Genomic DNA, 26,639 nt, shown 5'->3' with positions numbered 1-26,639 from the left:
TTTCACTTGAAAAATTCAATTATTCTAAACCGGCTCTTTGGAAAATTGTATCTACTTGGTTTAAATGATGCTTCGGATTAAAGCATTCATCTAAATCTTCTTTAGTCAATAACTCTGTAATTGACTCATCCTGTTCGATTAAAGTTCTAAACGGCGTTTTTGTTTCCCATGATTCCATAGCCTTTGGTTGTACTTTATCATATGCAGCTTCACGAGCCAAACCTTTATTGATTAAGGCAAGTAATACTCGTTGTGAATAAATTAAACCAAATGTTTTATCTATATTATCAAGCATATTATCTTCAAATACTGTTAATCTTTCTACAATATTTGTGAAACGATTTAATCCATAATCTAAGGCAATTGTAACATCCGGCAACATAATACGTTCTGCAGATGAATGTGAAATATCACGTTCATGCCATAGTGGTACGTTCTCATATGCAGTTGTTACGTATCCTCTAATCACACGTGCGATACCAGTAATGTTTTCTGAACCAATTGGGTTACGTTTATGTGGCATTGCAGAAGATCCTTTTTGACCTTTCGCGAATGCTTCTTCTACTTCACGAGTTTCAGTTTTTTGCAAGTTACGTATTTCTACAGCGAATTTTTCCATTGATGTACCAATTAAAGCAAGTGTTGCAATGTAATAAGCATGGCGATCACGTTGTAATGTTTGTGTTGAAACTGCCGCTGTGTCTAGACCTAAATGTTCACAAACATATGCTTCAATTTCAGGCGGGATATTTGCAAAAGTACCTACTGCACCACTCATTTTACCAACTTCTATTTCTTCTCTTACACGCTTGAAACGTTCTAAATTACGTTTCATTTCTGTGTACCATAATGCCATCTTAACACCAAATGTTGTTGGTTCAGCATGTACGCCATGTGTGCGTCCCATCATTAATGTATATTTATAGTCTTTTGCTTTTTTCGCCAATACTTCAATAAAACGCTCTAAATCTTTTTCAATAATATCGTTCGCTTGTTTAATAACATAACTTAATGCAGTATCTACAACATCTGTTGATGTCAGACCGTAGTGGACCCATTTACGTTCCTCACCAAGCGTTTCTGATACTTGTCTTGTAAATGCAACGACATCATGACGTGTTTCTTGTTCAATTTCTTGTGCACGTGCCACATCAACCTTGGCATTTTGACGTATTTTTTTTACATCTTCTGTAGGTATATCTCCTAATTTACTCCACGCTTCACACGCAAGGATTTCCACCTCTAACCACGCCTCATAGCGGTTTTGATCAGTCCAAATATTAGACATTTCTTCTCTAGAATAACGTTCAATCATTGAAATAAGCTCCTATCATACATAAATTTTGTTAGTATTACGCCTTAAAACATGTACATTAAAACATAATTTTTAATAAAAGTTCGTGTTTATCCTTTTCACTATTAGTTTAACAGAATTCTTGTAAAAAGTATAAACCTTTTCAACTATCTGTATAAAAAAATTAAGCGCCGATAAAAACAACCGTTATGGACATGGTATTCCATAACGGTTTGCCAATCATTATTGTAAAATTTTACCAACAAATTCTATTTCTTGTTTATAAACTTCGAAAGTTCCATCTTTATTCTCTTTATAAAGTGGTTTTTCAAAGCGCTTCACAGGTGTATATCCTGCGTCACGCATGCGTTGCAAACAATCTTGAATTGTCTCATTTTCTTCTACTTTAAATTTTTGCTGTTTTTTCATATACTTTCAACTTCATCCGTATCATATTGTTTAAGTTTTTTACTTCTGACACCTTTCGCCCAGAAACCGCCGTGAATTGTACGAGGCTCATACGCTACGATAAAGGCTTTTTCATCTATTTGCTTAATGGTCTCTATTAATTTAAATTCAAAACGTCTTGGTGTTAAAATTTGTAAGATTAATCGATTTCCATCACGACCATATGCTGTGTAGTGCGTTACACCATAACCTAAATCTCTTAATTGTCGTGGTAAATCTAACTCATATTCAGATGAGGTAACGTTAACGACAGTATAACCTAGCGCTAATTTCTCTTCTATTTTCATACCTACAATAATCCCAATTGAAAATCCAAACGCATATGCGAACACATTTTGAATTTGGTCTAAACTAGACATTACCATACCTAATCCAACGACATACACAAGAACTTCTAAAAAACTGACAATTGCAGCTACATAGCGATAACCTTTAAGTGTTAATATTGTTCTCATTGTAAGACACGTTACATAGGCAACGTTTATAATAAAAATCGCTAAAACCATTAACCATGGATTAGATGTTATCACTGACATGACCATTTTCCTTTCTGCTATTAAATTCAAGTTATTTTACCAACATCTTTTTATTTTGTCACTAAAAATATTTGGAACTTAATTAATTTTTTGGCCAAGTATATCTTGTATATGCTAACTCTCTTTTATGTGCAGTTTTAATATAATGGTTTTCTATTGTAGTCTTTGCATCACTAGGTACTGATTTACCTTCTAAATAATCATCGATATCATTATAGCTTACACCTAGCGCTTCCTCATCAGGTAACTGGGGTTTATCTTCTTCTAAATCAGCAGTAGGAACTTTTTCATAAAGATGCTTTGGTGCACCCAAGTATTTTAATAATTGCTTGCCTTGTCTTTTATTTAAACCAAATAATGGCGCAATATCAGCAGCACCATCTCCATATTTAGTATAAAAACCCGTTATATTCTCGGCAGAATGATCTGTGCCTACAACGATACCTTTTTTGTTAGATGCGATTGAATATTGAACCTTCATGCGCTCTCTAGCTTTCTCATTTCCTTTTTGAAAATCAGTTAATGTAATTCCGGCATCTATAAGTGATTGAACACTTTGATCCACTGCAGGTTTAATATTTATAGTTTTGATTTCATCTGGCTGAATATAGGTTAATGCGTCTTCAACCTCTGAAGCATCTTTTTGCTCACCATAAGGTAACTTAACAGCTATAAATTCACATAAATTCCCTTCTTCTCTTAATTCTTCTACTGCCATTTGACACAATTTCCCTGCTAATGTCGAATCTTGACCGCCTGAAATTCCTAATACTAATGCTTGTACAAATGAATGGGATTGTATATAACTTTTTATAAAGTGAACAATCTGTTTTGTTTCAACTTTACTTTCAATCTCAGGTTTCACTTTCATTTCTCTAACAACAATATCTTGTAGGTTACTCATTTTCTTCCTCCATCTCTTTAACATGTTCAGCAACTTCAAAAATACGTTTGTGTTTATTTTCCCAACACGCTGTACTTAAGTCTACTGGATACTCTTGTGGATTTAAATGACGTTTATTTTCATCCCATAAGTAATTAAGACTATTTCTTAGATACGTTTGCGCCTCACCCTCACTTGGCATTTCATAAACTAGTTGACCATTTTTAAAAATATCATGATGTAAATCTTTTGCGATAAATGTTTTTATAAATTTCATTTTATAAGTATGAACTGGATGGAATAGTTTTAAAGGCGATTCTTCATATGGATCCTCATGTTCGAGCGTAATATAGTCACCTTCAGCTTTATTTGTTTTTTTATTGATAATACGGTAAACATTTTTCTTACCTGGTGTTGTAACTTTTTCGGCATTATTAGAAAGTTTAATACGATCCACATACTCACCGTTACCATCTTCTACTGCTACCAATTTATATACTGCGCCTAATGCAGGTTGATCAAACCCAGTAATGAGTTTTGTTCCAACACCCCATGAATCAACTTTTGCACCTTGTGATTTTAAACTCGTAATCGTCTGCTCATCTAAATCATTCGAAGCGATAATTTTAGCATCTGGAAAACCGGCTTCATCGAGCATACGACGTGCTTCTTTCGATAAATATGCTATATCTCCAGAATCCAAACGAATGCCGACGAAATTAATTTTATCACCTAATTCTTTAGCGACTTTAATTGCTGTTGGCACTCCAGATTTCAATGTGTGGAACGTATCCACTAAGAATACACAATCTTTATGACGCTCAGCATATTTTTTAAATGCAATATATTCATCACCATATGTTTGTACCATGGCATGTGCATGTGTACCTGAAACTGGAATACCAAATAGTTTTCCCGCTCGCACATTACTTGTAGAATTAAATCCACCAATGTAAGCTGCTCGAGCTCCCCATAATGCTGCATCCGCTTCTTGTGCTCGACGCGTACCAAATTCCATTAGCATATCTTCATGTGCTACTTGTCTAATTCTACTCGCCTTTGTTGTTATCAATGTATGGAAATTAACAATATTTAATAGCATCGTTTCTATTAATTGTGCTTGTATTAACGGCGCCTCGACTCTTAGTAACGGTTCATTACCAAAGCAAAGCTCCCCTTCTTGCATTGAACGGATATTGCCAGTAAATTTCAATTTTTTTAAATAACTTAGAAAATCTTGTTGGTAACCAATAGATTTTAAATAATCGATATCTGATTCTGAAAATTGAAAACTATTAACGTAATCAATGACACGTTTCAATCCATTAAAAACAGCATAGCCACTATCAAATGGCATATTTCTAAAATATAGATCAAATACTGCCATACGTTCATGAATCCCATCATTCCAATAACTTTCTGCCATATTTATTTGATATAAATCATTATGCAATACTAACGTATCGTCTTCAAATTGGTACACAACCATCTCTCCAATCGGCTTTTCCATTAGTTTAGCATAAAAGAAAGCTTGATAGCACATGAAAAAGGACTTAAATATACTGGAAAAATTCAACATAAGATTATATTTTTTTCACATACTATTTAATCTATGATTTAAATTTGTTTAAAATGTGACATGACTAACGACAATGTTGTGACATTTATATGATATAAGATTATAAAATCTTAAAAATGATTTATAATCTATATTGAGGTGTTTATATGTTAAAAGAAGCGAAATCCTTCATCGACACAATGTATAGAGAATTAAATTATGATGATCAAAGTATTTCAAAAAGAATTAGAGAAATTGAATATGCCATTGAAGCAACCGGAACTTATGAACATACCGCCGAAGAATTAACTTATGGAACGAAAATGGCCTGGCGAAATTCTAATCGCTGTATTGGACGATTTTTTTGGGATTCATTAACTGTTGTCGATGCAAGACACATACAATCTGAAAATGACTTTATTAACGCAATTGAAAATCATATCGCAATAGCGACAAATAACGGAAAAATAAAACCTTATATCACAATATTTTCGAAGGATGATCCTCCTCAAATATATAATAATCAGTTAATCAGATATGCAGGTTATGAAGATATAGGGGATCCTGCAGAAAAAAGTATTACTAAACTTGCTGAACATCTTGGTTGGCAGGGTTCACATACTGACTTCGATATTTTACCTTTAATCTATAAAATGCCTAATGGCACAATGAAATATCATAACTATCAACCACACTTAATCAAAGAAGTTACAATTGAACATGATCATTTTCCAAAATTACAGCAACTTGGATTAAAATGGTATGCGGTACCAATCATATCAAGCATGGATCTAAAGATTGGTGGAATTACATATCCAACCGCCCCCTTTAATGGTTGGTATATGGTAAACGAAATAGCTGTACGTAATTTCACAGATTCTTATCGTTATAATTTATTAGAAAGTGTTGCAGAAGCGTTTGAATTTGATACACTAAAGAATAATTCTTTCAATAAAGATCGCACACTTGTCGAATTGAATTATGCAGTTTATCATTCATTTAAAAAATCTGGGGTATCTATTGTTGATCATCTCACTGCATCAAAGCAATTTGAAAGATTCGAATTAAACGAAACAAGAAATGGTAGAGAAGTTACTGGTAAATGGTCATGGCTAGCTCCTTCCCTGTCACCCACATTAGTTTCCAATTATCATCACGGATATAAAAATGTTATGAAAGAGCCTAATTTCTTTTATAAAAAAACAGAAGCTACTGGTTGTCCATTTCATTAACGACCCTACCACACACACATATAAACAAGGGGTAACGTCAAATGAAACTTTATTATTTAGGTCCAAAAGGGACTTTTTCGTATTTAGCTGCAACTCAATACCAATCAGAAACAGACATAGATTATGTATCAAAATCTAATTTATATGAAGTAGTCGCTGCTGTATCTGAAGATGACGATAGCATAGCAGTTGTGCCAATTGAAAATTCTATAGAAGGTACTATCAATATCGTTGCCGATGCATTAACACAACAAAATATTTATGCACAAGGCGAGCTCCATCTAGATATTCAATTTGCACTATATGGTGTTGACGGCGCTTCTGTTAACGATATTTCAAAAGTTTATTCTATTGGGCCTGCCATTAGTCAAACTAGTAAATATATTCAATCACATGGTTTCGAGATTGATTATGTAGATAGTACAATTAAAAGCTTAGATATGATTAAGAATGGTGTCGGTGCTATAGCACCGCTGGGTAGTGGAGAAGCCTATAGTTACACACCTATAGAGCAAAATATAGAAGATTATCCTCATAACGTTACTCGCTTTTTAGTCGTTAGTAATCAACCACGTCATATAGAAAATGCTAGTGATACTATGTTACTTATAACCCCACAGTTCGATAAACCAGGGTTATTAGCTAGTATCTTAAACACTTTTGTATTGTTTAACATAAATTTATCATGGATAGAGTCTAGACCATTAAAAACTCAACTAGGCATGTATCATTTTTTTGTCCAAGCAGACACACCAATAACAGAAGATTTATCTAAAGTAATTAAAATTCTCAACACTTTAGATTTCCAAGTTACTATCATCGGTTCATTTAATAAATTGAATTAGCACAACCTAATAAGCAACAAGATACCTGACGATTAATATTATATTTAAAAATGCTATTAAATTGCGTTGTCTATCGTCAAAAAAATTATTCAATAAATAGATACCGCGATACCGACATCGTCTCACCTGATGATGTCGATTTTTTTGTATCTTTCATATTCACCAAATTTTGAACAATTATTATTCATATAAATAAAAAAATTAACTTGATATGTTATTAAAAAGGCACACCGTAGCAAAGTTACGTTGAGTAACTTCGATACGATATGCCTTCAGTATTATATAAATGATTCTTATTTTATTATTTCAATGGTAATGGTTTTGTAACATCAATACCTAACACTGGTGGTACTAAGAAATACACAACCAATACAACAATTATAATACTTAATAAATTAACCCAAACACCAACGGATGCCATTCTTTTGATACCAATCTTCCCCGTTCCAAATACGATAGCGTTTGGTGGTGTTCCAACTGGTAACATATATGCACAATTGGCAGCCATAGCTGCTGGTACCATAAGTAATAATGGATGCACATTTACTGCAACAGAGAGTGTTGCCAAAATTGGTAAAATCATTGTTGCGGTTGCCGTATTAGAAGTTATTTCTGTTAAGAACAATACAAAAATAGTAATAACGATAACTATAATTAATGGACTCACACCTTCAATAAGTCTCAATTGTTCACCTAGCCATTTTGCTAGCCCACTTTCGGATATGCCTTTTGCTAATGCTAAACCGCCACCAAACAGTATTAAAACACCCCAGGGCAATTCTTTAGCAACTTCCCAATCTATAATCCTCTTATGTTTTTCTTTGTTTTTAGCAGGAATAAGAAATAACAAAACAGATATAAACATTGCAATTGTGCCATCAGCTACTTCAGAAGTATATGACCAATGCTTTAATAAAAATTCTCTGCTTATCCACAATGTACTAGCAAGTAAAAAGACTATTAAGACCATTTTTTCCTCATACTTCATATTTCCTAGCTCATTTAACTTTTGTTTAATTAAATTTTGTCCACCTGGCAATTCTTTCATTTCATGTTTGAATGCAATGTAACGAATATACCCCCAAACTAAGAGTAATAAAACAAGAACTGTAGGTACACCAATAATCATCCATTTAGCAAAACTAATTTCTTCGCCAAACGCCGATTGGTATTGTCCTTTCAGAATAATTAGAGGTGGCGTACCAATCAACGTTCCAAGTCCTCCTATTGTTCCTGCATACCCAATTGCAAGCACGAGTGACTGTTCAAATTTAGATAGACTTTCGGATTTAGTGTTTTCACTTTTCAACTCATTTGCTTCTTTAATAATCGCCAAACCTATCGGAATCATTATCATAACTGCGGCCGTATTTGAAACAAACATAGACAAAAATGCAGTAGCAATCATAAAACCAAATAAAATCTTCCCAGTACTAGTTCCAAGCGTGTTAATAATAGTTAAAGCAACACGAGTATGTAAATTCCATCTTTCCATCGCTATTGCTAAAATAAAACCACCTAAGAATAAGAAAATAATATCATTACCATATTGAGCTGAAACTTCTTCTGGATTCAACACATGACCAATTGGTAATAAAATCAATGGTAATAAACTAGTTGCAGCAATAGGTATCGCTTCAGTAATCCACCAAGTCGCTATCCAAAGTGTGATTGCTAAAACATAAATTCCCTTACCTGATAAATCATCCGGATGAAATAGCAATAACGTTAACGCAAATAATAATGGCCCCAATATTAAACCTGTTAATTGACCGGCATTATATGACTTCTTTTCTTTTTTGTTTGAAAAAAACGTCAAATAATGCGATCGTCTCTTATCCCCTTTATTCAAATCGTTCATCATGTCTTCCCCCTTTTAATTATTATCTGAATATTCATAATAATTTATTAGAGTATAACATAATACATTTTAAATAGGGTTAGTATTTTTAATCACTTACATAAAGAATATTTATGATTTTATTTCAAAAATATAATCACTCTACACGGACTTTTTTTATTTTAATATCATTATAACTATTATTAAATAGCAATAATGATTCTATATCTTGTAAATGCATACTTTGTGATGAGTCATCAAAACTATTGTCAGCTATGAGTACAGTTTGATGTTTAATCTTATTATAGCTTTGAATACGTATCGATTCTTTACTCATTTTTCCAACAAAACTATTTTGATAAATATTTAAATTGCTGCCGGCTTGCGTTCCACGTTCTTTACCTTTTAAGTCTTTAGCATTTTTACCGTCTTTAACCGCTAAAAACCTTATACCGCCATCACAATTTTTAAATATATTGTGATGAATATAAGTATCTTTTGATTTCAGTGGTGTGAGTGCGTATTGGTTCAGACCATCAAATGTATTATAGCGTATATGGATATTTTGATAGTATTGATCATAACGACTGGCATGTGAGCCTATTGCACGATTCCATGTTTGCATTGTTAGTGTATCTGAATTACCAAAATAACAGTGCTCTATAATTACATTTTTAGTAATTGTTCCATCGGTAGCACCAAATTTAGGAAAAGCACCTGGTACCTGTATATCTATCTGAACTGCTTCAGAGAAAAATCGTGTTCCATCAAGATCTCTAAATCCTAAAAACTTACAATTATTGATATACAATCCATTGATACCACACGCATCTATACAATGCCCTCCTACAACATCTTTAAAAGTTACATTTTGTATCTGAATATCTTCTGCGTGTCCCATGCACATCGTTGTATTATTGTATGGGTATTTGAAACCATTCATATCAAATGTACCACCTGATATGTGAATATGACTATTACCTTTATACCCATAATACAATTTGAATCTGCGTCCATTTTTCAACAATGTATCTTTTCCACATCTTTTAAGTACTGCCGCTTCATCTAATAATAGTGTTGTTGAATCATATATAACCAGTGGTTTGCGTATATGATACTCGCCTTCTGGTACGAATATCGTCGTTGGTTTATGCTTCTTAGCATAATTTAGCGCTTTTTGTAATGCTCTTGTATCTGTGTATTTACTCTTTCCTTTTAAACCAAATTTTTTTGCATTAATTATCATATACTAATTCCTTTCTGAGCTATTACTTTATAATATACAAAAATGATATCTTTTAAACCCATTTACACTCCCTTTATTGATTGAGCGACTTAGTATATAATTACCTTTATATTGTTTATTGGGAGTGTTTTTATCTTATGAAAAAAAGCGCATTAATCGTTGTTGACTACTCGAATGACTTTGTAGCAGACAACGGGAAATTAACTTGTGGCCTTCCAGGTCAGCAGATTGAAAATTATATTGTTGAACGAATTGAAGCGTACAATAAAAAACAACACGATATCTTTTTCATGATGGATTTACATTATGAAGAAAATAAATATCACCCAGAAAGTAATTTATTCCCTCCACATAATATTATTGGTACTGTTGGCAGAGAACTGTACGGCAAAGTAAATGATATCTATCAAAATATTTTGTTTAATGATCACATACATTACCTAGATAAAACACGTTATGATGCTTTCTGTGGAACCTCTTTGGATATAATGCTAAGAGAGAGGAATATTACACATTTAGAATTTGTCGGTGTATGTACTGATATTTGCGTGCTTCATTCAGCAATTAGTGCTTATAATCTAGGGTACGCAATAACTATTTCACATCGTGGGGTCGCTTCCTTTAATCCTTCGGGTCACGCGTGGGCTTTAGATCATTTTAAAAATTCACTAGGTGCTGTAGTAGAATAACGATGCAAAATCGTGCTAGAATAATAATAATTACATAAATAAGGAGAATTTAGATATGGCAAAAACTTATATTTTCGGACATAAAAATCCAGACACAGACGCAATTTCATCTGCTATTATCATGGCAGATTTCGAACAACAAACAGGTAATACTGAAGCTACTGCATACCGTTTAGGTGAAGTAGGACCTGAAACACAATATGCTTTAGATCATTTTAATGTAACTGCACCAGAGTTACTTAACGATGATTTATCCGATCAAAAAGTAATATTAGTAGACCATAATGAATTCCAACAAAGTGCTGATTCAATTAATGGCGCTACAATTCACCATGTGGTCGATCATCACAGAATTTCTAACTTTGAAACGGCTGCACCATTATACTACCGTTCCGAGCCAGTTGGTTGTACAGCTACAATTTTATACAAAATGTATCAAGAACGCGGTTTTGAAATCAAACCAGAAATTGCTGGATTAATGGTATCAGCAATTATCTCTGATAGCCTATTATTCAAATCACCTACTTGTACAGAAGAAGATGTAAAAGCAGCTGAAGCGTTAAAATCAATTGCTGGTGTTGACTTAGAAAGTTATGGTTTAGAAATGTTAAAAGCTGGCGCTTCTACTAAAGAAAAATCAGCAACAGACATTTTAACTATGGACGCGAAGTCATTCAACATGGGTGACTATGTAACACGTATCGCACAAGTTAATACTGTTGATATTGATGAAGTATTTGCACGTCAAGAAGAGTTAGAAAAAGAAATGTTAGAAGTAAGTGCTAATGAAAAATATGATTTATTTGTATTAGTAGTTACAGACATTATTAATAGTGACTCTAAAATCTTAGTCGTTGGTGCAGAGAAAGATAAAGTTGGTATTGCTTTCAATGTAGAGCTTGATAACAATACTGCATTCTTACCTGGTGTTGTATCACGTAAGAAACAAGTAGTTCCTCAAATCACAGAGGCTTTAAACTAGTCAAAAGCCTTTAAGTTACTACAGTTTTAAGGTGATTTTAATTAAATATCTAGATTTAAACATTCATTATACTGGAACATAGTTCATATGTTCCAGTTTTTTATCACTTATACCTACGAAACACATCTATCATACTAGGAGGAATATATTTGAATTCAATAGAGCAAACTTTCCACAATAGTACTCAATATTTTAAAACACACGTGACTAAAGATTTAAAATTTAGAAGAAAACAGCTTAAACTTTTGGGTAAAAGTATCAAAAATCATGAAGCCGCCTTATTAGAGGCCTTTCAAAAAGATTTAGGTAAGAATAAAGTTGAAGCTTATGCTACTGAAATTGGTTTCACTTTAAAAAGTATTAAAAATGCTCGTAAAGAACTCAAAAATTGGGCTAAAAGAAAACAAGTCAATACGCCTATTTATATGTTTCCAACTAAAAGCTATATCATAAAAGAGCCTTATGGCACAGTTTTAATAATTGGACCTTTTAATTATCCCTTCCAATTACTAATTGAGCCACTTATTGGTGCTATAGCAGCTGGAAATACTGCCATACTCAAACCTTCTGAATTCACGCCAAACGTTTCAGAAGTTATTAAACGTGTAATCGAAGATGTATTCGATCCTGAATACATTAGTATTTGTGAAGGTGATGCTGAAACTACGCAATCATTAATCCGGTTACCATTTGATTATATCTTTTTCACTGGTAGCGAACAAGTTGGTAAAATTGTGTATCAAGCAGCGAGTAAAAATTTAACTCCTGTAACGTTAGAACTTGGCGGTAAGTCTCCAGTAATCATTGATGAAACAGCAAACATTAAAGTTGCAAGCGAACGTATCAGTTTTGGTAAATTTACAAATGCTGGACAAACTTGTGTTGCTCCTGACTATATACTTGTGAATCGTAAAGTTAAGGATGAATTAATCGCTGCGCTTAAAAAAACCATTACCGAATTTTATGGTAATAACATTCAAGAAAGCCCTGATTTTGGACGTATTGTAAACCATAAACATTTTAGTCGTTTAGATAATTTATTAAAGGTTCATCATGCTGAGATTGTCTTTGGTGGTGGATCAAATGAAGATGAAAGGTACATTGCTCCTACACTGTTAGATGGGATTACTTTTAACGCTAAAATAATGGAAGACGAAATTTTTGGTCCTATTTTACCAATTATTACGTACGATGATTTCGATGAAGCTATTGATTTAATACGTTCCAAACCTAAACCACTAAGCTTATATTTGTTTAGTGAAGATGAAAATGCAACAGAGCGTGTATTAAATGAAATATCATTTGGCGGTGGCGCAATTAACGATACCTTGATGCAATTAGCAAATTCAAACTTACCATTTGGTGGTGTTGGCGCTTCTGGCATTGGTCAATATCATGGTAAATACAGTTTCGATACTTTTAGCCATGACAAATCATATATTTTTAAATCAACTCGACTTGAATCTAGTTTGTTGTTTCCACCATATAAAGGGAAATTTAAATATATTAAAGCTTTCTTTAATAAGTAACTCTATTTATGGAAGTTCTAAAGCAAAAATGCGCCCTCCCAATATATTTGGGATAGGCGCATTTTTTATAGTATTAAGTTAGTGATTACGTTATTCAATAAACTTCTAAGTTTATGTTTCTTTTAAAAACTGTACACAGACACCTTCAGGCGCAGTATGTTTATCGTCTACTTTTTCTAGTTCACCAGTTATTTTATCACGTCTAAATACAGTAAGTGCATAATCACCTTCTTGGTGTGCACACACTAAGTAATCATCTGAATCAGTAATGTTAAAATCACGTGGAAACTCACCGCCACTTGATACGATATCTACTAATGAAATCATATCTCCTTCATCAGCTACTTTGAAAATAGCAATACTATCGTGACCTCTATTACTAATGTATAAGAATTTTTGATCTTTTGATAATCTCACTGCTGCTAATTTTGTATCACCTTCAAAGTTTTCTGGAATCGTCAAATGACGTTCTATTTCTGTAAATTTACCATCTTCATATTTTACTGTACTTACAATATTTGATATTTCATGAACTACATAGGCATATTTACCATTTTCATGGAAGGTAATATGTCTAGGTCCATCACCTGGTTCAAAATCAAATACAGCATATTCACTGTATCCTTCATCACCAAACTCATATGTCACCATTTTGTCCGTACCTAAGTCCATTGCCACTACATATTTTTTATCTGGCGTGATATCCATAAAATGAATATGTGCATGATCTTGTCGCTCTGACGGACCAGTTGGAAAATCATGTGCTAATTCCTGTATAAGTCGAACAATTTCTCCTGTGTGTGGATTTGCTTCATATATACGTGCTAATCCTGCACCATAAACAGTTTCAAAAATATATTTACCATCTGGTGATACTGAAACATAACAACCAGTACCAGCTGTTGACGCTAAACATTTATTAATGAGGCTTAACTTGCCATCTTTCTCTATTTTAAGGCTAGCGATACCACAATTGTCGCCTTCTCTATTTATCGCATATAAAAATGAATTATGCTGATTTAAATAAGTTGATGCTTCTAGTTCATACCCAGTTTCAACTTCAATTATTTTTCCAGTTTGTTCATCAAGTTGGAAACGGTAGACCCCTTTACCTTCTTTTTTTGTATAAGTACCGATATAACCTATCGTCATTATGAAAACCCCTCCATATTATGATAGTTTCATTTTAATAGAGATTTATTACAAATACAATATAATGAATTATCACTTCACTTAATCGAACATATGTTCTATAATAGTATCGAGGTGATAAAATGATTCCGAAAGAATTTAAGAATGAAACTGATTATAGAAATATTCCTAGAGAATATTTAAATCCCAATATACCTAAAGGTCGTGGCATGGTTAAATGGCAGCCGTTCGCTACCTTGCCAGAACAATTCGAAACCATACAGCAATATTTGATTGACCAAAATAAAATTGATCGCCCAATGTTATCAGACGATCAATTGAGTGAACTTAATTTACAACTTCATCAAGCATTACATACGGAAAAACACATTACAATTGAATATTACCAATCTGGTTGGCTAGAACATATAACCTTAAAAATTAAGAATATTGACATGATTCATATGTGTTTAGAGGGGTATTCGCTAAACAACTCAGAAATTATTAAATTATCACTTTTTGATATCACTCGCATTAATCCATATAATCCATAGCTACAATCGTTTTTGTACTACAAATCTTATACTCAGTCTTATTTCACTTCATATAGCTTTAGGAAGTTCAACTAAACTCATGTTTATTTATGAAAAGCCTAGTAATAGTAATTTAACCCAGTTCCCTAGTACTTATATGCATAAAAAAATAGAACACTGTAAAGTGTTCTATTAATAATTTAATTATTAGATTCGATATCTGAAACAATCTCTTTTGTTTTACTTTCAATATCTTCAAAGTCTTTTTTGAAAATATAAGCGAACACTACTGCACCAATTCCTGCTGCTAATGATACAGTAAGGATTGTACCGAATACAAATTTAAATAAACCTTTAATAAAATTCCACATTCTGTTTCACCTCAATAAATTATTAACATATCCGTTATTAATGATAGCATACTTAAAAGCATCAATAAATATATACCCGCTTTTCACTACTTTAATTTAAATATTATTATAGTAATAATATGATATTATTGTAGTAATGCTTTAAGTTATAATTAAAGACTGTATATTAATTACTACCTTTAATACTTTAATAATAACAGAACTCTTAAAAATATTACATTTATTAGTCATATAGAAAAAGGAGTGGGAAAGAAATCTAATCTATTTAAGACTATTTCGCAGTCCCACCCCGGCGAAAATCACTAGAGTCAATACGTATAAATTGTTTATTTAAGCTGGCGCTCATGCAAATGTTTCACTTACTTTATATAATAATTAAGGCTGAGACAATTAATTTGTCCCAGCCGCTTAGTTAATTACTTGCCCCACCAAGTACTCATTGCATCTCTAACAGCATCATAATAATTTGCCATTGCAATCACCTCATTTTAATTTAAAAATAAATAACCAGTCGTCGTTGTTATACTTATAATAACGACAAGCATCGTATAATACAATTAACATGGGGTTACAATAAAGTTACAAATTTGTAAGATTACACGACTAAAACAGGAGTTTTACATTATGCAAAAAGTAAAAACAGATATATTAACTCACCGCGGATCGCATTTCGATTTAGGTGTACAAACTGCTCAGTGGATGCAACAAACGCCACTATTAAAAAATAGAGAAAAAGAATGGAAAAAACGTATGCCTCGCTTTGATATTCACATAAAAGAAACATATGATATCTTTCAAACCTATGCACCTCAAATATGGGAAGAAATCAGAGGTATACAAGAAGTCCTTAATCTACCAACAAATCAAATGATTCTAAACTTTGCACACTATCGTTTTACACCACTAAAGAATAGTGGTTGTACAATTTACTTGGGACAAGACTACATGGTAAGAAATTATGACTATCACCCTGCAACTTATGATGGTCGTTATCAACTTTTCCAACCAAATGATGGAGGATTAGCACAAATTGGTCCAACATCTCGCGTGACTGGCAGAATGGATGGTATGAATGAAGCTGGATTATCTATGGGTTATAACTTCATGCATAGAAAACATCCAGGCGATGGCTTCGTATGCTATATGATTGGTAGACTCATTTTACAATATTGTAAAGACGTGCCAGAGGCAATTCAATTATTGAAAGAAATTCCACACAGAAGTTCATTTAGCTATATTGTCATGGATAAACACTTAAATCATGCCATAATCGAAGTTTCTCCTAGATCACTTGATGTAAGGTATGATCGTACATGTACAAACCATTTCAAGATACTAACTCATGAGAACAGAAATTATACCAAAGAATCTAAAGAACGTTTAGATAGGCTTTTACAACAAACACCAAATGGTTTGGATAAAATGCACGCATTTGAATTATTTAATAATCCAGAATTTGAAATATATAGTAAATTATTTAAAAGTTGGTCTGGTACAATTCATACGACTATGTATGAACCACAATCGCTTAAAGCATACATGACTTTAGGTGAAAATAATACACCTACAGTAATTGATTTTAAACAATGGCTAAACGGGCAACCACTAGATATTCATTCCTTCTATGGATATATAGACACTGATTTGACCTTTGCCAGTTATTAAAATTCATATCAAATAGGATAATACGTTAGAAAAATAGCTATGAAGTCATCTATCAATATAGATTTCTCCATAGCTATTTTAATATATAGTCTATTAATTAATATGAATATCACCGTGTACAGTATAGAATTCTAAAATATTGTCCCCTTCTCCAACTCTATCGTTATCAAAACTCTTATTATTGACTTTTTCAACGCCATCATCAGGATTTAATTTTAATAACGTATTATCTGGTTTTTTATTATAAGACATAATAATATCACCATTTTGAGTAGAAGCTTTAAATGCAGAGTCAATGTCCATACGATCTAATTGGATATGGCCACTTTGAGCAAGCAACACAGAGTTTTTAATCAATGCATTTTGAGCATATATACTCGCATCTTTGGTTTTAATATTAGCATTAACGATTTTACTATCACTAATATGTATAGGTGATTTCAAACCTCTATACAACATTTTTTCAATTTCTGAATTTTGCACATAAACACGACTGCCAGTTCTGTCATTCATATTCAAGCCTACTTTATCAGCTTTGATATTTTGAAGCTTAATATTGCGTGCCTTGCTCGAAACTTTCAATTCCTTTAATTTTTCATTTGGTATCGTGATTTTCATTTCAGCCTTAATTTGTCTAAACGGATTATAATTCAAGCCATAATTATCGACTCGATTACTCGTTTCTTTCACATTTAATGATTGCTTACCTTTATTTATATTTACTTTCTGTTGGCCTTTATAATGAATTGCAAACTTATTTCCCTTTGCTATCGTTACATTACTAGAACGGCTGTCAATATCTAAATGATTTACTTCCGCATCATTATACGTTTTATCAATAACATTAAGTTTATTGTTTTGCTTTTCAAAACCAAACCATGTGATACAGCCTAAGGTAAAGCACACAATAAATAATGCTAAACCACTAAAGAATAATTTCCTCATTCATTTGCACTTCCTTTAATCGTCTTGATATTCCAACGTAAGTATTTTAGTATCAAACGATAAACGAATTGAGCTAATTTCGCAATGATCACAAATAATACAATGCCTAAACCAGTAAATGAAAACGCAAAAAGATAATTACTAATTGCTAAGCTAAACATATTATATAATGAGCCATGAATAATTAATAAAATCGGGCTAATTGCTAAAAACAATGCAACCAAAAGTAATATGAACATAAAACTACCAATAAATATCATTGGTATCAAGATAATGATTAAAGACAAAATACCCATGCCTAGTGAGGCCATAATCGCTCTAAGAATTGATTTAGCATTTGGCTTATACTCGGCAGAAACAATTGCATTCTTTGCTTTAATCTCTTTTCCAATTTTTTTAGGTGATTCTAATGCACCTATAATTTGATATTCATTTTTTCCCTCTCTTTCTTGATCAAAGAAGTATTGCTCATACTCATACATGACGTTATCTCGTTCTGCGCTTGGTATGCTATTTAATTCTTGTTCAAGCTCATTCAAGAAAGTGATTTTATCCAAATTATCTACCGCCATTCTAATTCTAGATTCGAATCAAAATATTTTATGTAATATCTAAGAATCACTTATTGCATAGGATTGTCATTCATTAGATTTTTAAATCCTTTATTTCTTATAGAATTCAATTTTCTTTATTTTATCATGTTTGCACACAATAGATAACTTTATTTGATTAACTTTGTCTCTATATGTAATGACTTTATATGATTTATGTAACTGCTTAATCTTATAATAATCACCTAATTGATTAATTACGTTTTGTATATCACCATCTATACTTGCATTAAAATTAGTCTCAATCGTAGTATCTTTAACGAGCGTGATACCTTTCAAGTAATCGTCTTTTTTACTGACTTTTAATGTTAGATAAGGTTCGTAATCTTTTGTATAAATCCGATGATTTTTCATTACGATATCATTATATGCTGTATATTTATGGCCATCTATTTGTGTGTCTAACTTCATATTATCAATAGTTAACTGAGATAAATCCGTAGATTGCGTATGATTAATGTAAACCACATTTAGGACAGCCCCTATCCCCATTGCCATAAAAAGCGCAATTATTAATAATTTAAATGACCTATGTAAATTCAATATTGTTGCCTCACTCCATATATATAATCAAAAACTAATTTGATATTTTTAATTATCAGGTTAACTTAAAATCAAATTTTTTTTTCTAAGTATTTAAAATTTTCTTTCATATTTAAAAATTGATATAATAATAACTAATACGCTAAAGGGGGGAAATATTATGACAAGTTTAGAAACTTATTTCAAAAACAGTCAACCGCTTGATCAATATATCGAAGCTATGACTGAAAACAAAGAGAATTTGTTGACGATTTACAATTCTTTCTCTTTACCAGAAGAGGATAATCGAATTGAAAAGATTAAATCATTGAACTATTCAAAAGTATTAGTCATCACTGAAGATTGGTGTGGGGATGCCATGATGAACGTCCCAATTTTAAAACATATTAGTGAAACTTTAAATTTAGAAGTTCGAGTATTCCATCGCGATGAAAATACAGATTTAATAGATCAGTATTTAACAAATGGAACCGCTCGTTCAATACCTATTTTTGTTTTCTTAAATGATGATTATGAACAACAAACTGTTTGGGGACCACGTGCAAGACAAGTGCAACACTTTGTAGATGAAGCACGTTCAAACGTTCCAGCAAAAGATGATCCAACTTTTGAAGACAAGTCTGCTGAAGCACATACAATCATGATGAATCGTTACAAAACTGATTCTCAATTATGGAAATATGTTTATGATTCCATATTAGATAAGTTAATTATAAAATAAAAAGACGTATGAATGATGCTGTTTAACTGCACATTCATACGTCTTTCTTTTACATCTATATCTTTTATTAGCTACCCACTGTTAAATATCTTTCTTAGATGAATAGAATATATTAACAACGAATAAGATAACGATCGACGCTGAAGTTATAAACCATTGCCAGTTCGTAAATGTATAATCACCTGAAGTTGTTTTTGAAGTTAAATAGCTAAATGGAATATATTTTAATGAATCTTGTATATTGTCTCCAATTTTAGGAATCATAGGCAAGAATGGCTCCGCAAATGGAACAATTAACACTAAGAATACACCAAGCGTAAATATAAGTGCTGTCTTAGGTACGATAAGTGAAAATAAATATAAAAGTAATCCAAAGAATAAATGGAACATTAAAAAGAATCCTAATAGTTCAAAAATCTTTTTAGTTTTAATGTTGTCCCCTTCAACGAAACCTTGAACAATAAGTACAAATGCAACTAATACAGCTGTAATCAATACTGCAATTAAAATAATCGAAATCACTTTTGCAATAATGTAACCAATACGATTAGAAGTTTTATTCATGTATAGTTGAATTGTACCTTGTGAAATATCACGTGTAATAGTTTTAATTACAAATAGCAAGCCCATAATTGAAAAGAACCAACTACCTATTGTAAGTAATGTATTGCCATTCATTTCATCTGCTTGTTGTAAAAATAAAATTATGAAGCCAACCATTGGTAACAATGTTAGAAGCAACGCTAAATACGTTAACGGACTTTTAAAAATGCTGAACAAATCATATTTTACGAGTTGTAAACTATTCATTATTGACCGCCTTTCTGATTAATATTGAAGTAAGTATCACGCAATGAACTCTTACGTGTTTCAATAAATTTAGGATAAATATCTTTGTTCGCTAAACCTTTAAGCACATTTTTATAGCTATTTTGAGCTTTTATAATAATTTCTCCACTCGCTTGTTGTGTTTGAATTACGTCAAACTCCTCATTTAAGAATGTTGCAGCAGTGTCGAAATCATTTTCTTCAAACATTAGTACTGTAGAGTCAGAAGGTGTACCTTCTTTCATGTCTACATCTTGTACAAATTTTCCATCACGTAAGAATACTGCTCTATCGCAAATTAATTCAATATCATCCAACTTATGACTAGAAATTAAAATTTTCATTTCTAACTCTTTTACAAGTGATTGGATTGTTTTTAAAACATCAATAGAACCATCTGGGTCCATACCGTTAGTAGGTTCATCAAGAATTAAATACTTCGGTTTATTCATTAATGAAACAGCGATTGCTAACTTTTGTTTCATACCCATAGAATATTTTTTAACTTTTTTCTTAACATAAGGTCTCATACCGAATGCATCGATAATTTGATCTGCATATTTTTTGTCGAACCCTTTACCTAAAACATTCGCAAAAAGTTTTAAATTATATAATCCTGATTTATTATCATACAATTTCGGATGTTCGATGAGGTAACCGATATTTTCTTTATTACCTGTTTTCACATCACCTTTATAATTGATAATATTTCCATTCATAACTTTCATCAGTGTCGTTTTTCCAACACCATTTTTACCTATCAAGCCCACAATTTGGCTTTGACCAAAATCAAAATCAATATGGTCTAAAACATTATTACTACCATACGTTTTAGTAATATTCTTTAATTCCATAAATGCGCCTCCCTTTGAGATTAATTTACTTTTTTATACTGAATGAAATAATTTGCAATAAAAAACAAAATACTCATTACTAAAAATCCATAGTTAAACATCGGTTCTAAATAATCCAATTGTCTTAAATTAAAGTTAAATACTGCGATAAGACCAACAGCAACCAGTATGACAAAAACCGGTATAATAATAAACATAGTTAGTAGGTATATCAAGTAAGAAATATATTCCGATTTTTGTTCAGTATACCTTTTAAATGCTATAGGTATAGCAAAGAAGTTAATTGTTATATAAGAATAAGGCACCATAACATTCAAATTTAATTGGTCCGCAGAAACGTTAGAATCCGGTATATTGTATAGTGATAATATAGCCGCTCCTATTAGTGTAAACATAATTACCGTCACATAGTTTGCATTAAGTAGAGCCTTTTTTGAAACTGGTAAACTCGCAAAAAAATCATATGACATTTTGTGCCCTAATTTACTATTGAACCTAAACGCATGTCCAGAATCAACGATAGATATGAACAATAATATCATCGCAACGGCTGAATAAATTGATTTAGTAAGTAACGTATCATTCCCAATCACTAATTGTAATGGCGAAAGCAACAATAACATCGAATAAATAATTATAGTCCATTTACGTAATTTTATATTTCTAATAAGTAAATTTTTCATCTAATGGCCCTCCTCACTATGAAATGCCATCATTTTCAAATTCAATTTTGTGTATTCCTTTTTCGAGGAAAACCATAAGTTCTTCAATTTTAGGTTTAGTTATTGCTACCTCATTACCAAATATTTCTTTAAATACATTTGCATGTGTTGTAAGCACCGTATAACCGGTTTTATTATATTCTATATAATATGCTAAAGAAACTAACTCATCGTCTATCTGATTTGAATCGCCTTTTACAATTTGAAACTTATTCAGAATATCATCCAAAAAATCATTAAACACAATTTCACCATCTTTTAAATACACTAAGTAATCAGCAATTTTCTCTAAATCTGAAATAATGTGTGTGGAAATAAATACAGTTTTATTTTCATCGATGAGTTCTTGTTGAATGATATCTAAAACTTCATTGCGAACAATTGGGTCTAAACCAGAAGTAGGTTCGTCTAAAATAAATAATTCTGCATGATGGCTAAAAGCAATCGCAATAGATAATTTCATTTTCATCCCTGTTGAGAAGGTTTTCAACTTTTTATCCCGAACTAAATTAAATTTTTCAAGAAAGTAATTGAAACGAGCACTGTCCCACTTTTTATAAAAAGGAGCGATATATTTTTCAATTTTGTTAATAGTCCATTTATCATTTAAATACAGCTCTGAATAAATAAAACCGATTCTATTTTTGATTTCCTCAGCGTTGTCTTTCATCTGTTTATTAAAAACTAAGATTTCTCCTTGTTCAGGTTCAATTAAATCCATAATTAATCTAATGAGTGTCGTTTTGCCAACACCGTTTGCGCCAATAAAACCTGTGACAAATCCTTGAGGAACTTCAAAAGAAATATCATTCAACTTGAATTCTTTATGCTGATAATTAACAGCATTTAATTCTATAGCTTTCATTCCTCGTCCTCCTCAAAGATCATCTCCAGAATTTCTTGTAGCTCAGGTAATGACATACCAATTGTCTTGGCTTCTTTACTCATTGATTTAGCTAATGACTCAATCACGATGAATTGTTTTTCTTTCAAAATGGAACTATCTTGTTCTTTTACAAACGTGCCCTTACCCCTAATTGTAAAGACAAATCCATCTTTTTCTAAGTCTTCGTATGCACGCTTAGTAGTTATCACGCTAACGCTTAAATCTTGTGCTAACTCACGCATAGAAGGTAAATGTTCGCCTGGAACTACGTAGCCTTTTAAAATATTTTCTTTAATTTGTTGCTTGATTTGTTCATAGATAGGGCTTTCACTACTATTTTTTAAAAGTATTTTCACGGACGTCCTCCCTTGCAACTGTATATACACAATATATACAATATATACACGCTTGTAAATAGAAAATTAGAAATTAATTGCATACTTTTTAATTTTGTGATTTTTGAACACTAAATATTATTTTCGAGATTCATATACAAAATTAAAAGACTATATTCTGAAAGAAAACAAATTCTTGTTTTTTCATAAATATAGTCTTTATAATAACTATTACTTCTTTTGGTCATTTTTCTTTTTTCGTCTATTATTATTGCGGTTGATAAACGCACAAACCATAAACATTATAGCCGCGATTAATAATTTTATGCCAGAACTTTCATGTCCTGTAGCTTGCAAGTAATACCCTACCACAAACAAAGCAATAGCAATAATTACAAATATCTTTGTTAAATGTTTCATTCATTTCACCTCAAAACAATTTTCATTATATCAAATTATGTTAAGTATTTCTAAATCTCTACTGATTCATTTAATATTTTTAAATTTTAATTTCCCTCTACCATAACCTAAGCAATAGAATATATTGTTTGCAGTCATTTAAATATGATGGTAAAATTACTAATGTATCCACGGATTATATTACACAACCCCAAGTCTGATGACGCAGACTTGGGGGTTTTTTGTGTGTAAGGCCACCTATTTGTCTTTCCATTTATTTTCTAACCAAACACGGAATACAACAAGTAAGCTACCTGTTAACAAAGTTGTTATCATTTCTTGCCACCACGTGATCATATTACACCTCCCACAGAAAAAAGTACCATGTAGGATTTCGATGGCCTAACCATATTCTAACATAAAACAGAACGTATGTTCGCGTAAAAGCATAGTTTTTTTATTTTTCCGTCAAATCTTTGCGCTATGCTTTAATTTAAAGCTGTTTCGCGATAATATAATAGTATCCTGAAATAGTAAAGAGAGGTTGACCAACATATGAATCCTTTAGCTTTAGATTTAAATGAAAAATTGTCTAAATCAAACCCAGAAATAGCTGATATGCTATCAGATCTTGGAAAATTAATGTATTATCCAAAGGGCATTTTATCTCAGTCTGCTGAGGCAAAATCTACAAAGTATAATGCAACAATCGGTATGGCTACTTATAAAGACAGTAAAATGTATGCTAATACATTAAATGATGTTTTTACAGAGCTTACTCCCGATGAAATCTTTCCATACGCTCCTCCTCAAGGTATTGAATCACTCCGTGATTTATGGCAACAAAAAATGTTAAAAGAAAACCCAGATTTAGATGTAAATGACATGACTAGACCAATTCTTACTAATGCTTTAACACATGGTTTATCATTAGTAGCAGACATGTTTGTAGATAGTGGTGATACATTACTATTGCCAACTCATAATTGGGGAAATTATAAACTTGTATATAGCGCTAGACACAACGCTGATATCGAGACATACGATATCTTTGATGAAGGTGGTCGTTTTACAACTGATAACTTTGTTGATACTTTGGAAAACTACCAAAAAGATAAAGTGATTTTAATTTTAAACTATCCAAATAATCCAACTGGCTACACACCTACTAAAGAAGAAGTTAGTACTATTGTTACTGCTATCAAATCTTTAGCAGAACGTGGTACAAATGTTATTGCTTTGGTAGATGATGCTTATTATGGTTTATTTTATGAAGACGTATATACACAATCACTATTTACTGCGTTAACTAATTTACGTTTAGATAATGTACTACCAATCCGTTTAGATGGTGCTACAAAAGAATTCTTTGCTTGGGGCCTTCGAGTTGGATTCATTAGCTTTGGTGTCTCAAATGAAACAACTAAGCACGTTCTTGAAGAAAAAGTAAAAGGATTAATTAGAAGTAACATTTCAAGTGGGCCAATGCCTTCTCAAAGTGCTGTTAAATATGTTTTAGAACACCCTGAGACTTTCGAAGATGAAATACAACATAATATTGATACACTACAAGCAAGATATGAAATCACTAAGTCAGTAGTTTATGACGATCAATATGCGCCTTATTGGCAAGTGTATGACTTTAATTCTGGATATTTCATGGCATTAAAAGTTCATGGTGTAGATCCTGAACAATTGCGTTTATACTTAATAGAAACTTATTCAATTGGTATTATTGCGCTAAATGATACTGATATACGTATCGCGTTTAGTTGTGTTGAAAAAGACGATATCCCACATGTATTTGACACAATTGCAAAGGCAATCTCAGAATTACAAAAATAATTTATTACTTTAAAATAATATTAAAGAGGTGCACTGAAAGTTTAAAGCTTTCAGTGCACCTCTTTTTTTCATAATTGAAAAGTCCTACAACCATTGTAAATATAAGTAAATATTACTAGCTAGCGTCCACCCCAACAGGAGTGCCGAAACACTGACTTTTGCTAAGAAATCTCTCGCTATGCTTATCCAACTCGAACAAGAGCAACGATGTATTAAAACAGCCCAAAATATCTTTTTATGTTATGAGCTTATTAAATTCGTTATATCTATTGATGTTGTTTAAGTATACGTGACATTTCTTCAATTTTACCAGCATGTAATGGAATATGAATCGCGTTAAGTACTAACAATTCATTCAACGTACTACAACCAGCAATAGTTTCTGTCAATTCTTGCTCTAACTGTTCATCAGTTAAACTTCTCGCACGGTCTGGTAATGTTTTTAAATGTTCAAATATTTCATCAACGGTAGGAATATTTTCATCTCCCCACTTTTCTGGTGAAGAACCATATCCAAATAAACTTGTATATTTAGCAATATCTACTTCATTTTGTTCACATAGTGATAATGCACTTTCAAATATCGTAAGTACATGTCCATATTGCCAATGAATTGTATTTGGAAAGGCAGCAATCTTATCATCTAGCACCTGTTCGTTACTCCAATTATCATATCCTGATATTAAATAGTTAATACCTAAATCGATAACTTCATAAACTGTTGGTTTTGTCATAATTAAACTTCCTTTCGTCTTTCAAAATTTTAAGTACACTTAAAATCATGTATAAGAACCGCTTCTAATTATACTTACATACTTTACCCTAAACTATAATTAAATATTCACATAATAAAATGCTTTAGAAAATGAAAAATTTAACATTATATAATTTGTACAGAAGTTCAATACTTTTAATTTAAAGCTATATTACACTCTGCTAAGTGTTGTCTAAATATCCATTCAATCTTACTATCCATAAATTACCTTTCACTAAAATGGATTATACTGCTATGGTTTGCACATAAGTTAGAAACACAGTGTATATTTATTTTTCCAATAGAGTGAGTTACTACCAACACAAAGATTAAGGCTGAGACAATTAAAAAATTGCCCCAGCCTCTAACTTTCACTACATATATTTTATCAAGG

Annotated in this window: 29 protein-coding genes; 9 read left to right on the top strand and 20 right to left on the bottom strand. The window is 31.8% G+C overall.

The window, feature by feature from the left end; translation table 11 throughout:
• Window positions 1-19: 19 nt before the first annotated feature.
• From purB to ACM591_RS05755, 5 genes are all read right to left on the bottom strand, one after another.
• Window positions 20-1,315: an adenylosuccinate lyase gene (gene purB / locus ACM591_RS05775; RefSeq protein WP_029378958.1), complete on the bottom strand. Its 1,296-nt coding sequence runs from the start codon at window positions 1,313-1,315 to the stop codon at window positions 20-22.
• A gap of 222 nt (window positions 1,316-1,537) precedes the next feature.
• Window positions 1,538-1,723, bottom strand: a complete 186-nt coding sequence (locus ACM591_RS05770) for an NETI motif-containing protein (protein WP_029378957.1) — start codon at window positions 1,721-1,723, stop codon at window positions 1,538-1,540.
• Complete coding sequence (locus ACM591_RS05765) at window positions 1,720-2,298, bottom strand: DUF2179 domain-containing protein (protein WP_017723468.1); 579 nt, start codon at window positions 2,296-2,298, stop codon at window positions 1,720-1,722. The genes ACM591_RS05770 and ACM591_RS05765 overlap by 4 nt, the downstream gene beginning before the upstream one ends.
• An 82-nt stretch (window positions 2,299-2,380) precedes the next feature.
• Window positions 2,381-3,202: an ammonia-dependent NAD(+) synthetase gene (gene nadE, locus ACM591_RS05760; RefSeq protein ID WP_418354309.1), complete on the bottom strand. Its 822-nt coding sequence runs from the start codon at window positions 3,200-3,202 to the stop codon at window positions 2,381-2,383.
• Window positions 3,195-4,664 carry a nicotinate phosphoribosyltransferase gene (locus tag ACM591_RS05755; protein WP_029378955.1) on the bottom strand — a complete coding sequence of 490 codons (1,470 nt, stop codon included), beginning with the start codon at window positions 4,662-4,664 and terminating at the stop codon, window positions 3,195-3,197. Before ACM591_RS05755 ends, nadE begins: the two co-directional genes overlap by 8 nt.
• A gap of 242 nt (window positions 4,665-4,906) precedes the next feature.
• On the opposite strand from ACM591_RS05755, the gene ACM591_RS05750 reads away from it, so the two are divergent.
• Together ACM591_RS05750 and ACM591_RS05745 are read left to right on the top strand one after the other, a co-directional pair.
• A complete protein-coding gene (locus ACM591_RS05750; RefSeq protein WP_038678856.1) occupies window positions 4,907-5,971 on the top strand; it encodes a nitric oxide synthase oxygenase in 1,065 nt (354 codons plus the stop codon).
• A gap of 41 nt (window positions 5,972-6,012) precedes the next feature.
• A complete protein-coding gene (locus tag ACM591_RS05745; RefSeq protein ID WP_029378953.1) occupies window positions 6,013-6,816 on the top strand; it encodes a prephenate dehydratase in 804 nt (267 codons plus the stop codon).
• Between the two features lie 301 nt (window positions 6,817-7,117).
• Here ACM591_RS05745 and ACM591_RS05740 read toward each other — a convergent pair whose 3' ends face one another.
• Window positions 7,118-8,677 (bottom strand): SLC13 family permease, encoded by a 1,560-nt coding sequence (locus ACM591_RS05740; RefSeq protein WP_029378952.1) that lies wholly within the window; start codon window positions 8,675-8,677, stop codon window positions 7,118-7,120.
• Between the two features lie 136 nt (window positions 8,678-8,813).
• Window positions 8,814-9,902 (bottom strand): glycosyl hydrolase family 28-related protein, encoded by a 1,089-nt coding sequence (locus ACM591_RS05735; protein ID WP_029378951.1) that lies wholly within the window; start codon window positions 9,900-9,902, stop codon window positions 8,814-8,816.
• Between the two features lie 137 nt (window positions 9,903-10,039).
• Here ACM591_RS05735 and ACM591_RS05730 point away from each other — a divergent pair, with 137 nt between their 5' ends.
• The 3 genes from ACM591_RS05730 to ACM591_RS05720 all read left to right on the top strand — a co-directional run bounded on the left by ACM591_RS05730 (window position 10,040) and on the right by ACM591_RS05720 (window position 13,102).
• Window positions 10,040-10,591, top strand: a complete 552-nt coding sequence (locus tag ACM591_RS05730; protein WP_029378950.1) for a cysteine hydrolase family protein — start codon at window positions 10,040-10,042, stop codon at window positions 10,589-10,591.
• Between the two features lie 55 nt (window positions 10,592-10,646).
• Window positions 10,647-11,573 carry a manganese-dependent inorganic pyrophosphatase gene (locus ACM591_RS05725; RefSeq protein ID WP_029378949.1) on the top strand — a complete coding sequence of 309 codons (927 nt, stop codon included), beginning with the start codon at window positions 10,647-10,649 and terminating at the stop codon, window positions 11,571-11,573.
• A 149-nt stretch (window positions 11,574-11,722) separates the two neighbouring features.
• The gene (locus ACM591_RS05720) at window positions 11,723-13,102 is read left to right on the top strand and encodes an aldehyde dehydrogenase (RefSeq protein WP_029378948.1); all 1,380 of its coding nucleotides are present in this window, start codon (window positions 11,723-11,725) and stop codon (window positions 13,100-13,102) included.
• Window positions 13,103-13,213: 111 nt separating this feature from the next.
• On the opposite strand, the gene ACM591_RS05715 is transcribed toward ACM591_RS05720, so the two are convergent.
• Entirely contained in the window at window positions 13,214-14,257 is a 1,044-nt protein-coding gene (locus ACM591_RS05715) for a lactonase family protein (RefSeq protein ID WP_042362386.1), read from the bottom strand.
• Between the two features lie 119 nt (window positions 14,258-14,376).
• Between ACM591_RS05715 and ACM591_RS05710 the strand changes: the two genes are divergently transcribed.
• Complete coding sequence (locus ACM591_RS05710) at window positions 14,377-14,787, top strand: YolD-like family protein (protein ID WP_069810220.1); 411 nt, start codon at window positions 14,377-14,379, stop codon at window positions 14,785-14,787.
• 179 nt (window positions 14,788-14,966) lie between these two features.
• Here ACM591_RS05710 and ACM591_RS05705 read toward each other — a convergent pair whose 3' ends face one another.
• Complete coding sequence (locus tag ACM591_RS05705) at window positions 14,967-15,137, bottom strand: hypothetical protein (protein ID WP_017723456.1); 171 nt, start codon at window positions 15,135-15,137, stop codon at window positions 14,967-14,969.
• A gap of 624 nt (window positions 15,138-15,761) precedes the next feature.
• On the opposite strand from ACM591_RS05705, the gene ACM591_RS05700 reads away from it, so the two are divergent.
• Window positions 15,762-16,802, top strand: a complete 1,041-nt coding sequence (locus ACM591_RS05700) for a C45 family autoproteolytic acyltransferase/hydolase (protein ID WP_029378945.1) — start codon at window positions 15,762-15,764, stop codon at window positions 16,800-16,802.
• 93 nt (window positions 16,803-16,895) lie between these two features.
• On the opposite strand, the gene ACM591_RS05695 is transcribed toward ACM591_RS05700, so the two are convergent.
• The 3 genes from ACM591_RS05695 to ACM591_RS05685 all read right to left on the bottom strand — a co-directional run bounded on the left by ACM591_RS05695 (window position 16,896) and on the right by ACM591_RS05685 (window position 18,826).
• Complete coding sequence (locus tag ACM591_RS05695) at window positions 16,896-17,747, bottom strand: DUF4097 family beta strand repeat-containing protein (protein WP_029378944.1); 852 nt, start codon at window positions 17,745-17,747, stop codon at window positions 16,896-16,898.
• On the bottom strand, window positions 17,744-18,304 hold the full coding sequence (locus tag ACM591_RS05690) for an HAAS signaling domain-containing protein (protein WP_029378943.1): 561 nt from the start codon (window positions 18,302-18,304) through the stop codon (window positions 17,744-17,746). Before ACM591_RS05690 ends, ACM591_RS05695 begins: the two co-directional genes overlap by 4 nt.
• Window positions 18,305-18,409: 105 nt before the next feature.
• The gene (locus ACM591_RS05685; protein ID WP_225489540.1) at window positions 18,410-18,826 is read right to left on the bottom strand and encodes a hypothetical protein; all 417 of its coding nucleotides are present in this window, start codon (window positions 18,824-18,826) and stop codon (window positions 18,410-18,412) included.
• Window positions 18,827-19,061: 235 nt separating this feature from the next.
• Between ACM591_RS05685 and ACM591_RS05680 the strand changes: the two genes are divergently transcribed.
• Entirely contained in the window at window positions 19,062-19,622 is a 561-nt protein-coding gene (locus ACM591_RS05680; protein WP_029378941.1) for a thioredoxin family protein, read from the top strand.
• Window positions 19,623-19,703: 81 nt separating this feature from the next.
• Here ACM591_RS05680 and pmtD read toward each other — a convergent pair whose 3' ends face one another.
• From pmtD to ACM591_RS05645, 7 genes are all read right to left on the bottom strand, one after another.
• Window positions 19,704-20,432, bottom strand: coding sequence for a phenol-soluble modulin export ABC transporter permease subunit PmtD (gene pmtD / locus ACM591_RS05675; RefSeq protein WP_047172124.1), 729 nt, complete (start codon window positions 20,430-20,432; stop codon window positions 19,704-19,706).
• Complete coding sequence (pmtC, locus tag ACM591_RS05670) at window positions 20,432-21,304, bottom strand: phenol-soluble modulin export ABC transporter ATP-binding protein PmtC (protein WP_069794753.1); 873 nt, start codon at window positions 21,302-21,304, stop codon at window positions 20,432-20,434. The genes pmtD and pmtC overlap by 1 nt, the downstream gene beginning before the upstream one ends.
• 20 nt (window positions 21,305-21,324) lie before the next feature.
• Window positions 21,325-21,987: a phenol-soluble modulin export ABC transporter permease subunit PmtB gene (gene pmtB, locus ACM591_RS05665; protein WP_042362370.1), complete on the bottom strand. Its 663-nt coding sequence runs from the start codon at window positions 21,985-21,987 to the stop codon at window positions 21,325-21,327.
• Between the two features lie 16 nt (window positions 21,988-22,003).
• Entirely contained in the window at window positions 22,004-22,891 is an 888-nt protein-coding gene (gene pmtA / locus ACM591_RS05660) for a phenol-soluble modulin export ABC transporter ATP-binding protein PmtA (protein ID WP_069810218.1), read from the bottom strand.
• Window positions 22,888-23,268 carry a PSM export ABC transporter transcriptional regulator PmtR gene (gene pmtR, locus ACM591_RS05655; RefSeq protein ID WP_017723446.1) on the bottom strand — a complete coding sequence of 127 codons (381 nt, stop codon included), beginning with the start codon at window positions 23,266-23,268 and terminating at the stop codon, window positions 22,888-22,890. The genes pmtA and pmtR overlap by 4 nt, the downstream gene beginning before the upstream one ends.
• 210 nt (window positions 23,269-23,478) lie before the next feature.
• Window positions 23,479-23,667 (bottom strand): SE1626 family protein, encoded by a 189-nt coding sequence (locus ACM591_RS05650; RefSeq protein WP_042362368.1) that lies wholly within the window; start codon window positions 23,665-23,667, stop codon window positions 23,479-23,481.
• Between the two features lie 237 nt (window positions 23,668-23,904).
• A complete protein-coding gene (locus tag ACM591_RS05645) occupies window positions 23,905-24,000 on the bottom strand; it encodes a Trp-rich small protein (RefSeq protein ID WP_099265868.1) in 96 nt (31 codons plus the stop codon).
• Between the two features lie 201 nt (window positions 24,001-24,201).
• On the opposite strand from ACM591_RS05645, the gene ACM591_RS05640 reads away from it, so the two are divergent.
• Window positions 24,202-25,491, top strand: coding sequence for an aminotransferase class I/II-fold pyridoxal phosphate-dependent enzyme (locus ACM591_RS05640; protein ID WP_047172120.1), 1,290 nt, complete (start codon window positions 24,202-24,204; stop codon window positions 25,489-25,491).
• Window positions 25,492-25,757: 266 nt separating this feature from the next.
• Here the strand turns inward: ACM591_RS05640 and ACM591_RS05635 are convergent, their stop codons facing one another.
• Window positions 25,758-26,225, bottom strand: a complete 468-nt coding sequence (locus tag ACM591_RS05635; protein WP_042362366.1) for a DinB family protein — start codon at window positions 26,223-26,225, stop codon at window positions 25,758-25,760.
• Window positions 26,226-26,639: the final 414 nt, after the last annotated feature.

This window comes from Staphylococcus sp. Ze2 (genome assembly GCF_048568365.1).
GTDB classification, from domain to species: domain Bacteria; phylum Bacillota; class Bacilli; order Staphylococcales; family Staphylococcaceae; genus Staphylococcus; species Staphylococcus xylosus.
The sequence above is the reverse complement of the archived record's forward strand: the minus strand, read 5'-3'. Positions and strand labels throughout refer to the sequence as shown.

What these genes read in the sequence shown, in the direction of transcription:
- purB (WP_029378958.1), bottom strand. Translation starts at nt 1,315, where the DNA reads ATGATTGAACGTTATTCTAGAGAAGAAATGTCTAATATTTGGACTGAT.
- ACM591_RS05770 (WP_029378957.1), bottom strand. Translation starts at nt 1,723, where the DNA reads ATGAAAAAACAGCAAAAATTTAAAGTAGAAGAAAATGAGACAATTCAA.
- ACM591_RS05765 (WP_017723468.1), bottom strand. Translation starts at nt 2,298, where the DNA reads ATGTCAGTGATAACATCTAATCCATGGTTAATGGTTTTAGCGATTTTT.
- nadE (WP_418354309.1), bottom strand. Translation starts at nt 3,202, where the DNA reads ATGAGTAACCTACAAGATATTGTTGTTAGAGAAATGAAAGTGAAACCT.
- ACM591_RS05750 (WP_038678856.1), top strand. Translation starts at nt 4,907, where the DNA reads ATGTTAAAAGAAGCGAAATCCTTCATCGACACAATGTATAGAGAATTA.
- ACM591_RS05745 (WP_029378953.1), top strand. Translation starts at nt 6,013, where the DNA reads ATGAAACTTTATTATTTAGGTCCAAAAGGGACTTTTTCGTATTTAGCT.
- ACM591_RS05740 (WP_029378952.1), bottom strand. Translation starts at nt 8,677, where the DNA reads ATGAACGATTTGAATAAAGGGGATAAGAGACGATCGCATTATTTGACG.
- ACM591_RS05735 (WP_029378951.1), bottom strand. Translation starts at nt 9,902, where the DNA reads ATGATAATTAATGCAAAAAAATTTGGTTTAAAAGGAAAGAGTAAATAC.
- ACM591_RS05730 (WP_029378950.1), top strand. Translation starts at nt 10,040, where the DNA reads ATGAAAAAAAGCGCATTAATCGTTGTTGACTACTCGAATGACTTTGTA.
- ACM591_RS05725 (WP_029378949.1), top strand. Translation starts at nt 10,647, where the DNA reads ATGGCAAAAACTTATATTTTCGGACATAAAAATCCAGACACAGACGCA.
- ACM591_RS05710 (WP_069810220.1), top strand. Translation starts at nt 14,377, where the DNA reads ATGATTCCGAAAGAATTTAAGAATGAAACTGATTATAGAAATATTCCT.
- ACM591_RS05705 (WP_017723456.1), bottom strand. Translation starts at nt 15,137, where the DNA reads ATGTGGAATTTTATTAAAGGTTTATTTAAATTTGTATTCGGTACAATC.
- ACM591_RS05700 (WP_029378945.1), top strand. Translation starts at nt 15,762, where the DNA reads ATGCAAAAAGTAAAAACAGATATATTAACTCACCGCGGATCGCATTTC.
- ACM591_RS05695 (WP_029378944.1), bottom strand. Translation starts at nt 17,747, where the DNA reads ATGAGGAAATTATTCTTTAGTGGTTTAGCATTATTTATTGTGTGCTTT.
- ACM591_RS05680 (WP_029378941.1), top strand. Translation starts at nt 19,062, where the DNA reads ATGACAAGTTTAGAAACTTATTTCAAAAACAGTCAACCGCTTGATCAA.
- pmtD (WP_047172124.1), bottom strand. Translation starts at nt 20,432, where the DNA reads ATGAATAGTTTACAACTCGTAAAATATGATTTGTTCAGCATTTTTAAA.
- pmtC (WP_069794753.1), bottom strand. Translation starts at nt 21,304, where the DNA reads ATGGAATTAAAGAATATTACTAAAACGTATGGTAGTAATAATGTTTTA.
- pmtB (WP_042362370.1), bottom strand. Translation starts at nt 21,987, where the DNA reads ATGAAAAATTTACTTATTAGAAATATAAAATTACGTAAATGGACTATA.
- pmtA (WP_069810218.1), bottom strand. Translation starts at nt 22,891, where the DNA reads ATGAAAGCTATAGAATTAAATGCTGTTAATTATCAGCATAAAGAATTC.
- ACM591_RS05650 (WP_042362368.1), bottom strand. Translation starts at nt 23,667, where the DNA reads ATGAAACATTTAACAAAGATATTTGTAATTATTGCTATTGCTTTGTTT.
- ACM591_RS05640 (WP_047172120.1), top strand. Translation starts at nt 24,202, where the DNA reads ATGAATCCTTTAGCTTTAGATTTAAATGAAAAATTGTCTAAATCAAAC.
- ACM591_RS05635 (WP_042362366.1), bottom strand. Translation starts at nt 26,225, where the DNA reads ATGACAAAACCAACAGTTTATGAAGTTATCGATTTAGGTATTAACTAT.